The organism is Collinsella sp. AF31-11 (assembly GCF_003475605.1).
In the GTDB taxonomy this organism is placed as follows: domain Bacteria; phylum Actinomycetota; class Coriobacteriia; order Coriobacteriales; family Coriobacteriaceae; genus Collinsella.
On record NZ_QRQS01000003.1, the window covers coordinates 15,024 to 28,935 of the forward strand.

General features: G+C 62.2%; 9 protein-coding genes. 3 read left to right on the plus strand and 6 right to left on the minus strand.

The window, feature by feature from the left end; translation table 11 throughout:
* Positions 1–10 precede the first annotated feature (10 nt).
* From DWZ22_RS02115 to DWZ22_RS02135, 5 genes are all read right to left on the minus strand, one after another.
* Positions 11–871 (minus strand): ABC transporter ATP-binding protein, encoded by an 861-nt coding sequence (locus DWZ22_RS02115; RefSeq protein WP_089573307.1) that lies wholly within the window; start codon positions 869–871, stop codon positions 11–13.
* The gene (locus tag DWZ22_RS02120) at positions 861–1,940 is read right to left on the minus strand and encodes a branched-chain amino acid ABC transporter permease (protein ID WP_118405310.1); all 1,080 of its coding nucleotides are present in this window, start codon (positions 1,938–1,940) and stop codon (positions 861–863) included. The genes DWZ22_RS02115 and DWZ22_RS02120 overlap by 11 nt, the downstream gene beginning before the upstream one ends.
* A 9-nt stretch (positions 1,941–1,949) precedes the next feature.
* Complete coding sequence (locus DWZ22_RS02125) at positions 1,950–2,831, minus strand: branched-chain amino acid ABC transporter permease (RefSeq protein ID WP_117734504.1); 882 nt, start codon at positions 2,829–2,831, stop codon at positions 1,950–1,952.
* Between the two features lie 139 nt (positions 2,832–2,970).
* Positions 2,971–4,158, minus strand: a complete 1,188-nt coding sequence (locus DWZ22_RS02130; protein ID WP_117734505.1) for an ABC transporter substrate-binding protein — start codon at positions 4,156–4,158, stop codon at positions 2,971–2,973.
* Between the two features lie 271 nt (positions 4,159–4,429).
* On the minus strand, positions 4,430–5,596 hold the full coding sequence (locus DWZ22_RS02135) for an ABC transporter substrate-binding protein (protein WP_117807946.1): 1,167 nt from the start codon (positions 5,594–5,596) through the stop codon (positions 4,430–4,432).
* 249 nt (positions 5,597–5,845) lie between these two features.
* Here DWZ22_RS02135 and DWZ22_RS02140 point away from each other — a divergent pair, with 249 nt between their 5' ends.
* Together DWZ22_RS02140 and DWZ22_RS02145 are read left to right on the plus strand one after the other, a co-directional pair.
* Positions 5,846–7,189 (plus strand): homoserine dehydrogenase, encoded by a 1,344-nt coding sequence (locus tag DWZ22_RS02140; RefSeq protein ID WP_118405311.1) that lies wholly within the window; start codon positions 5,846–5,848, stop codon positions 7,187–7,189.
* A gap of 221 nt (positions 7,190–7,410) precedes the next feature.
* Positions 7,411–8,160, plus strand: a complete 750-nt coding sequence (locus tag DWZ22_RS02145) for an SDR family NAD(P)-dependent oxidoreductase (protein WP_117734508.1) — start codon at positions 7,411–7,413, stop codon at positions 8,158–8,160.
* Between the two features lie 161 nt (positions 8,161–8,321).
* On the opposite strand, the gene DWZ22_RS02150 is transcribed toward DWZ22_RS02145, so the two are convergent.
* Complete coding sequence (locus DWZ22_RS02150; protein WP_118405312.1) at positions 8,322–9,884, minus strand: cation:proton antiporter; 1,563 nt, start codon at positions 9,882–9,884, stop codon at positions 8,322–8,324.
* A 184-nt stretch (positions 9,885–10,068) separates the two neighbouring features.
* Between DWZ22_RS02150 and DWZ22_RS02155 the strand changes: the two genes are divergently transcribed.
* Positions 10,069–13,815, plus strand: coding sequence for a phosphoribosylformylglycinamidine synthase (locus DWZ22_RS02155; RefSeq protein WP_118405313.1), 3,747 nt, complete (start codon positions 10,069–10,071; stop codon positions 13,813–13,815).
* The last annotated feature ends 97 nt before the right edge of the window (positions 13,816–13,912 follow it).

Sequence of the window (13,912 nt, forward strand, 5' to 3'; positions counted from 1 at the left end):
GCTCTGCCATTTAGTTCTCCCCCTTATCCTGCTTGCCCAGATATGCCTCGATAACGGCGTCGTTGTTCTGAATTTCCTCGGCCGTGCCCTTGGCGATGACCTTGCCAAAATTAAGCACGCAAATGCCCTCGCAAATATTCATGACGAGCGACATGTCGTGCTCGATAAGCATGATGGCGATGCCAAAGGTGTCGCGGATCTTGACGATGTTCTCCATGAGCTCCGCGGTCTCGGACGGGTTCATGCCGGCAGCAGGCTCGTCGAGCAGCAGCAGCTTGGGGTTGGTGGCAAGCGCGCGGACGATCTCCAGACGACGCTGGGCGCCGTAAGGCAGCGAGCCGGCCTGCTCGTTTGCCAGGTGCTCCATATCAAAGATGGACAGCAGCTCCATGGCGCGCTCGTGGGCGGCCTTCTCGTGCTTCCAGTACGTCGGCAGACGCAGCACGCCCTCAAAACCAGAGTAGCGCTCCTGGTTGTGCAGGCCGACCTTAACGTTGTCCTCCACCGTCATGGTGTTGAACAGGCGAATGTTCTGGAACGTACGGGCGATACCCATACGGTTGACCTGGTAGACGGACTTGCCCGAGGTGTCCTCGCCGTCGAGCAGGATAGTACCGTGCGTGGGCTGGTACACCTTGGTGAGCAGGTTGAAGACCGTGGTCTTACCGGCACCGTTGGGACCGATCAGACCGGCGATCTCGGTCTTACCGATGGTCAGGCTAAAGTCGTCGACTGCCTTAAGGCCGCCAAATTCAATGCCCAAGTGGATGCACTCGAGCGCCGGGCGCTGGCCCAGGTCGCGGTCGGGAACGATGGCGCCAGAAGGATACGGGACCATCTTGCCCTTGTTGAACTCAAACTTACTGGGCATCGGCTGCTACCTCCTTCTTGGAAGCAAAGCGGTCCTTAATGCGTGCGAAGAACGCCTTGAGCTGCGGGTTGTTGGTAAAGATCATGACCAGGATCAGCACGATGGCGTAGATGAGCATGCGGTAGTCCGAGAACTGACGGAGCAGCTCGGGAAGCACCGTGAGCAACGCCGCCGCGATGACGGAGCCGCGCATATTGCCCAGACCGCCCAGGACCACGAATACCAGGATGAGGATGGACGTGTTGAAGTCGAACTTGGTGGCGGAAAGCTGCGAGAAGTTACCGCCGAAGAGGGCTCCGGCAGCGCCGGCGAGAGCGGCGGAAACCACGAAGGCGATCATGCGGTACTCGGTGACGGAGATGCCCACGGACTCGGCAGCGATCTTGTTGTCGCGCACGGCCATAATGGCACGGCCGGTACGGCTGCGAACCAGGTTGAGCACGATCACAAGTGCGACCATGACCAGGATGGCACCGGCGAGGAAGGTCGAGTACGTCGACACGCCCGATGCGCCCTGGGCGCCCTTGATGATGGCGGTGCCGTCCTCGAGCAGGTGCAGGTCGTCGATCGTGGAGTTACCTGTAATGTTAAAGATCACATGCAGGCCGCGGGAGTCGACGCCCACGATAAGGCAGGTGACGATCTCTTTGATAATCTCGCCAAAGGCCAGCGTCACGATAGCCAGGTAATCGCCGCTCAGGCGAAGGACCGGGATGCCGATCAAGAAGCCCAGGATGGCGGCAGCGATGGCGCCGACCACGATGCTGATGATAAGACGCACCGGATCGGAGGGAACGGCGCTCTCGAGGGCAACGGCGGTGACGATACCCGTATAGGCGCCGACACTCATAAAGCCCGCATGGCCCAGCGAAAGATCGCCCGCGATGCCGACGACGAGGTTTAGGGAGATAGCCATGACGATATAGGCCGTGATGGGAACCAGCTGACCGGCGATCATGCGCGGAATCATGTGGTTAGACTGCATAAAGAACACGATGGCGAACGCCACAAGGCACATGGCGTACGTAACAAAGTCGTGACGCGTCTGCTTGTCTTTAAGAAACTTCATAACGCTCACCTACACCTTCTCGGGGACGTACTTGCCCAAGAGGCCGGCAGGCTTGACGAGCAGGACGATGATCAGAACGCCAAAGACGATGGAGTTGGCAAGGCTCGTGGAAATGTAGGCCTGTGCCATTGCCTCGATGATGCCGATAAGAATGCCGCCGACAAAGGCGCCGGGGATGGAGCCGATGCCACCGAAGACGGCGGCGTCGAAGGCTTTGATGCCAGGCATGGCGCCCGTCGTGGGCTGCAGCACCGGCGAGTAGGAGCACAGCAGCACGCCGGCGATGGCGGCAAGGGCAGAGCCGATGGCAAACGTCATCGAGATGGTGCGGTTGACATTGATGCCCATGAGCTGAGCGGCGGCCTTGTCCTCGGACACGGCGCGCATGGCCTTGCCCATCTTGGTCTTGCCCGTAAAGAACACCAGGCCGGCCATGATAATCAGGCAAGCGACGATGGTGACGAGCGAGACAGCGCTCACGTTATACTTGGCCAAGAACTCCGGCACCGGGAAGGTGACGAGCGAAGTAAAGTTCTTGGGCGTGGCGCCCCACAGAAGCTGGGCGGCATTCTGCAAGAAATAGGACACGCCGATAGCCGTGATCAGAACGGCCAGCGGGCCTGCCTGGCGCAGCGGCTTATAGGCCAGGCCCTCGATGAGAACACCGAGAACCGTGCAGACCGCACAAGAGAGAATTACAGAAGCCCAGCCCGGGAGGCCGAGATACGACGTGGCGCAGAACGAGACATAGGCACCGACCATGATGACGTCGCCGTGAGCGAAGTTCAGCATCTTGGCGATACCGTAGACCATGGTGTAGCCCAACGCGATGATGGCGTAGACGCTGCCCATGGACAGGCCGTTGACCAGGTATTGGATAAAGACCGTCATGTTCCACATCCCCCTTTCGAATAGGTTTCCAGTTGATGTATGAAACAGGGACGTTACATCGTCCCTAGATACCAAGCAAGCAGGGAAGGCCAAAACCTCCCCTGCTTGGGATCAAAACCGCTCTATGTAAGGCGGTCTATTAGGCCTGTACGTACTTGCCGTCGGTGATGACGTACGCCGTGGGGTCCTTCTGGACCTGGCCCTTGTCATTCCAGGAAAGCTTGCCGGTCAGACCGTCAACGGTGATCTTGAGCATAGCCTCGGGCAGCTTCTCGGCGACCTCGGTGGGGTCGGCGTCGACGCCCAAGCCGGCCTCCTTAAGAGCCTCGACCACAGCGTGCACGCCGTCGTAGGCGTCGGCGGCAAACTGGTCGGGGGTATCGCCGTACTTATCCTTGTAGGCGTTAACGAAGTCGGCGTTCTTCTCGTCGTCGGCGGAGAACGGGGTCATGAGCAGCAGGCCCTCGGCAAGGGAGGTGTCGAAGCCCTCCACGCCCAGGATGCCGTCCATGCCGTCGCAGCCCATCATCTTGACGTCGTAGCCCATGTCCTTGGCGTTCTTGAGCAGGACGGACGCCGGCGTGTAGTAGATCGGCGCGAAGATCATGGTGGCGCCGGCCTGCTTGGCCTTGGTCAGCTGGTTGGTAAAGCTCGTTGCGGAGTCGTCCTTAAAGGTCTCCTCGTCAACGATCTCGAGCTTGGACTCAGCGGCCTGAGCCTTAAAGGAATCCGCGATACCCGAAGAATAGGCGTCGCCGGAGTTATAGAACAGAACGAACTTCTCGTCCGCATACTTCTGGGCCAGGAACTTGGCAGCGTTGACGCCCTGGTTGGGGTCGGTGAAGCAAACCTGGAAGACGCAATCCTTGCCGTCGGTAACGTCCTCGGAGGACGCGGACGGGGTGATCATGAACGTCTTGGGGTCGTTACCGCACTCGGCGGCAACGGCAACCGACGCACCCGTGGTGGTCGGGCCGACGAGGGCCTGCATGCCCCAGTCGAGCAGGGTATTGAAGGCGTTGACGGCCTTCTCGCCGTCGGCCTGGTCGTCCTCGGCCTTGCTGACAAGTGGCAGCTCCTTGGTCGAGAAATCCTTGCAGCCAAGCTCGACGCCCTGGGTAACGGACTTGCCGTAGGACGCGGCAGCACCGGTCAGCGGGCCGATGGTGCCGATCTTAAACGAGGCGTCGCTCGAAGCGGAACCGCTATCGCCGCCGTTGGAGGAGCAGCCAGCTAGAATAGACATCGCCCCCAGACCTGCTGCGCTCGCGATAACGCTCCTGCGATTCATAACAGGGTTCAATGACTTACCGGTGAGGCTCGACATGCGGCTCTCCTCTCAAATCTCGTCGGGTTTCGGTTACCCGACAGGCCATCCTTCGCCGTGTTCGGCGTTCGCAAAATAGTAGACGCTTTAGTTAGGAAAAGTGGCGATTATTTCAACTTTTCTTTTACCTCAGATTTTTATCCATATTTCTGCGTATTTTTGCCGCTTTATGCATATCTGCCACTTTATTGTGTAAAAGTAATGTTTCCATTCTGTTACAAGCATCCTCGCCCTGAATAAAAGAGCCTCACCGGTTGCGTTTTATACGCTCTTAGGCGGCGATGTACTTGCCGTCCTGAATCACATAGGCCGTAGCGGGCTTTTCGACCTGGCCCTCGTCGTTCCAGGTGAGCTCGCCGGTCAGGCCATCGATCTTGATCTTACGCATGGCGCGGGCAAGTTCGGCGGCAATGTCGGCACCGTCGGCCGTCGTATCGATGCCAGCCTTGTCGATGGCCTCGGCGATCGCGTGGACGCAGTCGTAGGCGTCGGCGGCAAACTGGTTGGGGGTCTCGTCGTACTCCTCCTTATATGCCTTGACAAAGTCGGCGTTCTTCTCGTCGTCGGCGGAGAAGGGCGTCATGAGCAGCACGCCCTCGGCAAGCGAGGTATCGAAGCCCTCCACAGAGAGCAGACCGTCCATGCCGTCGGTGCCCATGAGCGTCATGTCGTAGCCCATGTCCTTGGCGTTCTTGAGCAGGACGGACGCCGGCGTGTAGTAGATCGGCGCAAAGATGAGCGTGGCGCCGGCCTCCTTGGCCTTGGTCAGTTGATTGGTAAAGCTCGTGGAAGAGTCGTCCTTAAAGGTCTCGGTGTCGACGATATCGAGCTTGGACTCCTTGGCCTGCTCGGCAAAGGCGTCGGCAACGCCCGAGCTGTACGTATCGCCGGAGTTGTAGAACAGGGCGATCTTGGCGTCTGCGTACTTCTCGGCCAAAAACTTCGCGGCACTCGTGCCCATGGTGGGGTCGGTGAAGCAGACCTGGAAGACCGTGGTCTTGTCCTTGGTGACATCGAGCGACGAGGCGGAAGGCGTGACCATGAGCATGTCGTCGGCAATCTCACCCGAGACGGCAACGGCGGCACCGGTGGTGACGGGGCCGACGAGCGCCTGCATGCCCCAGTCGCACAGGGTATTGAAAGCGTTGATGGCTTTCTCGCCGTCGGCGACGTCGTCCTCGGACTTAAGCGAGAGCTTGAGGTCCTTGGTCGAGAAATCCTTTACGGCGAGCTTGGCGCCCTTCTCGACCGAGACGCCATAGGTGGCCGCGGCACCGGTCAGAGGACCGATGACGCCGATCTTGAAAGACTTGCCGTCATCGGCAGACCCATCGTCCGAGCCACCCGAGGAGCAGCCGGCAAGTGCGACGGTGCTGCCGAGCGCGGCGGCGCCGGCGAGGAAGTTCCTACGGCTGAGCGTGCTGTTGATGTTGAACATGGTGTCCCCCTTTTCGCTGGCCGCGGTGCGGCCGTCTTGCGGTACAGGGCAAACCTTATGGCCCAAACGTTGACAGTTTGTTACGGGAGTTCGTTTGTAGCGAGCGTGTTTCCAATATTTCCGCAGCGTTTCGGGGGTAGCGTTTTATGCGGCTCCTGTTGCCTGGCAAGCACGCGCCCTTGGTTCACGCTAGAATGCACTCAACCTTAACTGGTCAATCATCCATACAGATGCACGAAGGAGCTATCTATGAGCGAACCCCTGCGCACCGTGAACGTCGGCCTGATCGGCCTGGGAACCGTCGGCGGCGGCGTGGCCCGTCTGATCAAGAGCCACCACGATGAGTACCTGGCCGCCTACGGCATCGACCTTAAGCTGACCCGCGCCTGCGCGCTTGCCTGGGAGCAGGCCGAAGCCGCCGGTATTGAGCGCGAGGCCTTTACGAGCGACTGGCATGATGTCGTCACCGACCCCACCGTCGACATCGTCGTCGAGCTAATTGGCGGCGAGCATCCCGCAACCGAGATCTTCACCACGGCCTTTGAGAACGGCAAGCACGTCGTCTCCGCTAACAAGGCCCTGCTCGGCCGTCACGTCGAGACGCTCGCCGAGAAGGCGCGTGAGTGCGGCGTGCAGATCAAGTGCGAGGCCAGCTGCGGCGGCGGCATCCCCATCGTCAGCACGCTCGAGCACGACCTGGTGGGCAACAAGATCCTGACCATCGCCGGCATCCTCAACGGCACCACCAACTACATCCTGTCGCGCATGGACGCCGAGGGCGCCGATTACGCCGACGTGCTCGCCGACGCGCAGGCCAAGGGCTACGCCGAGGCCGACCCGTCCGCCGACGTCGACGGCTTCGATGCCGCCAGCAAGACGGCCATCCTCGCCTCCATCGGCTTTGGCACCCGTGTGACCACCGACGACGTCTACCAGCAGGGCATCCGTACCATCGGCGCCGAGGACATCGCCCAGGCCCGCGAGCTCGGCTACACCATTAAGCTGCTGGGCATTGCGCGCAACACCGATGCCGGCGTCGACGTCCGCGTGCACCCCACGCTGATCCCCGCCGACCACATGCTCGCCAAGGTCAACGGCGCCATGAACGCCGTCTACGTGGTGGGCGACGCCGTGGGCGAGACCATGTTCTACGGTGCCGGCGCAGGCTCCTTCCCCACCGCGAGCGCCGTCGTGGGCGATATCCTGTCGCTGTCCGAGCAGATCAGCCGCGGCGTGGCGCCGCTGCCCGAGATTGAGCCCTACGGCCACAACCTTGCCTTTAAGCCCATGGACGAGCTCCAGACCAAGTACTATGTGCGCCTGAAAGTCGCCGACCGCGTGGGCGCCCTGTCCGAGACGGTCGATATCTTCGCCAAGCACAACATCTCGATCTCGCTCATCAATCAGGTCGAGGACGGCAAGCCGGGCGTCACCGACACCTGCTCGGTCATCTTCCTGACGCACCGCGCGCTCGAGAAGGACGTCCAGGCTGCCGCCGCCGAGCTTGCAGGCGTCGACTGCGTGGCCGAAATCGCCAACGTCCTGCGCATCGAGGACGTCGAGGCCTGGACCGAAGGCGTCATGGCCAACTAGCCCGATTCTCGGCAAATCAAATAACGCATGAGGGGCTCCCATCCGATTGGATGGGAGCCCCTTTTAGTTACATCTTTTGCACGAAGTGGTCGACTAACGTTTGAGCAACTTGACCGTTCATCAACAACCGTGGATACCGTTTACCGATATGCGGCGTCAGCTGTTTTTTGCCGCCACTATGCTGTGCTGCAAGTATCCATGCACATAAGAGAGGAAGCGATATGCTGCTCAAGGGCAAGAAAGCAATCATCACCGGAGGCACGCGCGGAATCGGCTATGCCATCGCCTGCCGTTTTATCGAGGAAGGCGCCGCCGTCACGGTCTTTGGCTCGCGCCAGGAGACTGCCGACGCAGCCGTTGAGAAACTGGCAGCCGCCTATCCCGAGGCCAAGGTTTGGGGCCGCTCCTGCGACCTCACCTCGCTCGAGGCCGTAACTGAGGCCTTTACCCAGGCTGCCGCCGATATGGGCGGCTTGGACACGGTCGTCAACAATGCCGGCATCTCCCAGCGCTCGCCCCTTTTGGACTACACGGCCGAGGAGTTTGCCAAGGTCATGGACCTCAACGTCGTCGCCGTCTTTAACGGCCACCAGGCTGCCGCCAAGATCATGACCGAGGCCGGCCACGGCGGCACCATCACCACCACGAGCTCGATGGTCGCTAAGTACGGTCAGCCCTCCGGCGTTGGCTATCCCACGTCCAAGTTTGCCGTCAACGGCATGGTCCAGTCGCTCTCGCGCGAGCTCGCCCCCATGGGCATTCGCGTCAATGCCGTCGCACCCGGCGTGACCAAGACCGATATGGTCGCCAACCTGCCCGAAGAGGTCATCAAGCCTATCATCACCACCATTCCGCTGGGCCGCATGGGCGAGCCCGAGGATGTCGCCAACGCCTTCGTCTTCCTGGCGAGCGACATGTCCGCCTACGTCACAGGCGCCGTGCTCCCCGTCGACGGAGCCGCCCGCTCCTAAGGGACCACGAGCTTTGGCCCCTGGCCTCAACATAGCTCAACCAAAGAAGGCGCGCTGCCCGCATCAACCGCAGGCAGCGCGTCTTCGTCTGTTTGAAGGGAAACCGCGTTCCGTTTCGTGTCCGCCCTCAAACGGGAATGCCACCTCCGCACCAGCGTCGGCTATTTGCCGTCGTCCTCGTCGGCTTCTTCGTGCGCATAAAGCTCAAGCATGCGACGGCGGTACTCATGCACGGCGAGCTTGGCACGCTCTAGGCGGCGACGCTCACGCGGGGTGAGCTCGGACGGATCTATCTCGTCGCCATAGTTCTTATCGGCAAGCAGATGCGCCGCATCCACAATGCGCGCATCGATGCGTTCGCTCGCCGCCCGATCAGAAAGGCGCTCGGCAATCGTATCGAGTGTAGGCAAGCCTTCGAATACGCGACCATGTCCATGCGACGTCAATAGCTCGTGCTCGCGGGCGAGAAGACTTGCAAGGTCGTGATGGGCGCGCAGGATATTGAGCGCATCAGAAGGATGCTCGGCAACCTCCGCCACGGCGGCGACCGGCGCCGCATCGACCACGCGGTAGAAGAGCTGCGCGAGCAGTGGCATCAGGAACACCGTGATGGCGCCGGCGGCAACCATGACCGACGCAATATCTTGAGACAGCGCGCCCGCGTTGACGGCAACGCTCGTCACGGCAACGATGATCGGCAGGGCCGTGGTGCAGTAGAGCGCCACGGTGATGCGGCCATACGCCGAGACGTCACGCGTCGCGGGACAAATGCTCATAGAGATGAGAATGGGCACGGCGCGGATAACCAGCAACGCCACGATAAAGCCCACGAGCAAGCCGGGGCGCGATGCTACAGCCGTCAGGTCGATCTTGGCACCCGACACGGTAAAGAACACCGGGATCAAAAAGCCATAGGCAAGGCCATCGAGTTTAAGCTCGAGCGTATGGTTGCCCTCGGGGATGATGTAGCGCAGGACAAAGCCCGCGGCAAAAGCGCCCAGTACGATATCGAGGCTAAAAATAGCGGAAAACGCCACGAGCGTGACCAGGATGAGCACTGTGAGGCGCACGAACGTCTGAGAAGTCGTATCGGCGCGCTCCTGAATAAAGGCAAAGAAGCGGCTGCCAATACGCTTGGAGCGGCTGGGGACCACGGCAAGCAGCACGCACACCACGGCGAACAGCCCCAAGATCAACAGCGTCTCGACACCCGTACGGGCAGACAGCAGCACCGACATGGCGAGCACGGGCCCGAGCTCGCCCCACGTACCATAGGCAAGAATCGAATCGCCGACGCGCGTCCCAGAAAGCGACCGCTCGCGCAAGATGGGCATGAGCGCCCCAAGCGCCGTCGAGGTCAACGCCAGCGCCACGGCGATGCCATCAAAATGACTGACCGAAAACCACGGGGTAAAGCGCACGGCAAGCCAGGCTATACCAAACGTGACGACCCACGTCGCCATGCCGTAACGCCCCTCGATGCCCGTGATGTTCTTGGGATCGATCTCAAAGCCGGCAAGCAGGAACAGAAAGGCCAGGCCGAGCTCGGACACGAGCGAGACCTCGGCATCCACATGGATAATGCCGAGCATATGAGGTCCCAGCACCGCGCCAAACACGAGCAAAAAGACCGTCTCGGGAACGGGTTTTCCGGGAATCGCCGAGGCGATGAAGGGACTTGCAAAGGCCACGAGTGCGATGATGGCGAGCGAAACAAATGCCATGTGATGCCTTTCTCTTGTTTGCGCTCCACTGTAGCACCCTCGCCGTCCTCAACGCGCCACGAGCTGTCGTATCATAGTGAGGTTTAAAAGTATGTGGCTCAAGGCGATCGCGAGGCTTGCCCCGCAAACCGACCGCTGGCGCATACCGCACCGTACGCCCAACCGATCAGGAAGGCAGGAACCAATGGTCTCTCGTATCTACGTGGAGAAGAAACCCGGGTTCGACGTCGAGGCTCAGCAGCTCAAGGGCGAGCTGAGCGAGATTCTCGGCATCAAGGGCATCGAGGCTCTGAGGATCATCAACCGCTACGACGTCGAGGGCATCGATGAGGAGCTGTTCCGCTCCTGCGTGCCGACCGTCTTTAGCGAGCCCCAGGTCGATGTGACCTACGACGAGCTCCCCGCAAGCGATGGCGCCGTCTTTGCCGTCGAATTCCTGCCTGGCCAGTTTGACCAGCGCGCCGACTCCGCCAGCGAGTGCGTACAGCTCATCAGCCAGGGCGAGCGCCCCGCCGTGCGCTCCGCCAAGGTCTATATGATCTCGGGCGCCCTGGACGAGGCCGCCATCGATGCCATTAAGCACTACGTGGTGAACCCCGTCGAGGCCCGCATTGCCTCACTCGACCTACCCGAGACGCTGCACATGGAGACCCCCGAGCCTGCGCCCGTCGAGGTGCTTGACGGCTTCCGCGAGCTCGACGAGGCCGGTCTTGCCGCCTTTATCTCCGAGCGCGGTCTTGCCATGGACGAGGCGGACATCGCCTTCTGCCAGCAGTACTTCCGCGATGAAGATCGCGACCCCACCATCACCGAGATCCGCGTGATCGACACCTATTGGTCCGACCACTGCCGCCACACCACCTTCGGTACCGTCCTGGATGACGTGACGATCGACGACGCCGTGGTGCAGCAGGCCTTCGACCGCTACATGGAAATGCGTCACGAGCTCGGTCGCGACGCCAAGCCCGTCTGCCTCATGGATATGGGCACCATCGGCGCCAAGTATCTCAAGAAGACCGGCGTCATGACCGATGTCGACGAGTCCGAGGAGATCAACGCCTGCACCGTCAAGGTAAAGGTCGATGTTGATGGTGAGGACCAGGACTGGCTGTTCCTCTTTAAGAACGAGACCCACAACCACCCGACCGAAATCGAGCCCTTCGGCGGTGCCGCCACCTGCGTGGGCGGCGCCATCCGTGACCCGCTCTCGGGCCGCAGCTATGTGTACCAGGCCATGCGCGTCACCGGCGCCGGCGACCCCACCGTCCCGGTTTCCGAGACGCTCGAGGGCAAGCTCCCGCAGCGCAAGCTCGTGACCACCGCCGCCGCCGGCTACTCCAGCTACGGCAACCAGATCGGCCTTGCCACCGGTCAGGTCAACGAGCTCTATCACCCCGGCTACGTGGCCAAGCGCATGGAGGTCGGTGCCGTCGTTGGCGCTACCCCGGCAAACCACGTGCGTCGCGAGTGCCCCGCCCCCACCGACAAGATCATCCTGCTGGGCGGCCGCACCGGCCGTGACGGCATCGGCGGCGCCACCGGCTCCTCCAAGACCCAGAACACCGAGTCCATCGAGACTTCGGGTGCCGAGGTCCAGAAGGGCAACGCCCCGGTCGAGCGCAAGCTGCAGCGCCTGTTCCGACGCGGCGACGCTTGTCGCTTGATCAAGCGCTGCAACGACTTTGGCGCCGGCGGCGTCTCGGTCGCCGTGGGCGAGCTTGCCGACGGCCTGTATGTCGACCTCGATACCGTGACCAAGAAGTACGACGGCCTGGACGGCACCGAGCTCGCCATTTCCGAGTCCCAGGAGCGCATGGCTTGCGCCGTCGCCGACGGTGACGTCGAGGAGTTCATGGGCTACGCCGCCGAGGAGAACCTGGAAGCGACCGTTATCGCCGAGGTTACCGCCGAGCCGCGCATGCGCATGGCATGGAACGGCGTCGCCATCGTCGACCTGTCCCGCGAGTTCCTCAACTCCAACGGTGCGCCCAAGCACCAGGCCGCCCACGTCTGCGCCCGCAGCGTGTGGCAGCCCAGCTGGGCCGGCACCACGCTTGCCGAGCGTATGACCTCGCTCGTCACCGATCTTAACGTCGCCTCCAACAAGGGCCTTTCCGAGCGCTTCGACTCCACCATCGGCGCCGCCACCGTGCTCATGCCCTTTGGCGGCAAGACGCAGCTCACCCCGAGCTCTGCCATGGTCGCCAAGTTCCCCGTGGACGGCGAGACCACCACGGCGAGCGCCATGGCATGGGGCTTCAACCCCTACCTGATGGAGGCCGACCAGTTTGCAGGTGCCTACCTGTCCGTAGTCGAGTCCATCGCCAAGCTCGTCGCCGCCGGTTTTGAGCACAAGCGCGCCTACCTCTCCTTCCAGGAGTACTTCGAGCGCCTGCGCACCGAAGCCGAGCGCTGGGGCAAGCCCATGGCAGCCGTTCTGGGTGCTCTTATGGCCCAGGTCGATCTGGGTGCCGGCGCCATCGGCGGCAAGGACTCCATGAGCGGCTCGTTTGAGGACGAGGCCGGCGAGCTCAACGTTCCGCCGACCCTCATCAGCTTCGCCGTGGCCGTGGGTCGCGCCGCCCGCGCCACATCGCCCGAGTTCAAGGGCCTGACGCACCGCGTCGTCCGCATCGCCCCCGCCACCTATGGCGAAGACTACCGCCCCGATGCCCAGCAGCTGCTCGCCGCGTTTGACGCCGTCGAGGCGCTCACCGCCACCGGCGACGCCCTGGCCATCTCCACGCCCGGCTACGGCTGCGGCGCCGAGAGCCTCTTTAAGATGTGCGTCGGCAACCAGATCGGCATCGAGCTTGCCGAGGACGTGGACGTGGAGAGCCTCTTCACCCCGCTCTACGGCAGCTTTATCGTCGAGCTCGCAGAGGATGCCGAGCTGCCCGAAGTCGCCGACGGCGTTGTCGTCGAGCCCCTGGGCACCACCGTCGAGGGCTATGTCATCGACACCGGCTCCGAGGTCATCGATCTCTCCGAGCTCCAGGAAGCCTGGGAGAGCGGCATCGAGGGCGTCTTTGCCTACCGCAGCACCAGCGAGCAGCCCGAGGCCGAGACCATTGACTATCGCGCCAAGGACATCCATGTGTACGGCGGCGCCAAGATCGCCCGCCCGCGCGTGATTATCCCCGTCTTCCCCGGCAACAACTGCGAGTACGACAGCGCCCGTGCCTTCCGCGCCGCCGGTGCCGAGGCTGACACCTTCGTGATCAACAACCTCACGCCCGAGGCCGTTGCCGAAAGCACCCACGAGCTTGCCCGTCGCATCCGCCAAAGCCAGATCGTCATGATCCCCGGCGGCTTCTCGGGCGGTGACGAGCCCGACGGCTCCGCCAAGTTCATCACGGCGTTCTTCCGCGCTCCCGAGGTCACCGAGGCAGTTCGCGACCTGCTCAAGGCCCGCGACGGCCTGATGCTGGGCATCTGCAACGGCTTCCAGGCCCTGGTCAAGCTCGGCCTGGTGCCCTACGGTGACATCGTCGACGCCACGCCCGACGCGCCCACGCTGACGTTCAACACCATCGGTCGCCACCAGAGCCGTCTGGTGCGCACCCGCATCTCGTCCAACCTGTCCCCATGGTTGTCGCAATGCAGCCTGGACGACCCCTACACCGTCGCCATCAGCCACGGCGAGGGCCGCTTTGTCGCCAATGACGAGGTGCTCGCCCAGCTAATCGCCAACGGCCAGGTCGCCACGCAATACGTGGGCGAGGACGGCAAGCCCAGCATGGATCTTTCCGTCAACCCCAACGGCTCCGCACTCGCTATCGAGGGCATCACGAGCCCCGACGGCCGCGTCCTGGGCAAGATGGGCCATGCCGAGCGTCGCGGCGACAACCTGTACCGCAACGTTCCCGAGCATGTCCCCGGCGATAAGTTCATGCCGATCTTTGAGAGCGGCGTAGCCTACTTCGCCTAAAGACGTTCCCATCGGGTACAATCCCTTCGGGTAACAACACCCGCCGCCGGCACTTCCGGTGGCGGGTTCTTTTTTGCTTCGCGCATACAGGAAGGAC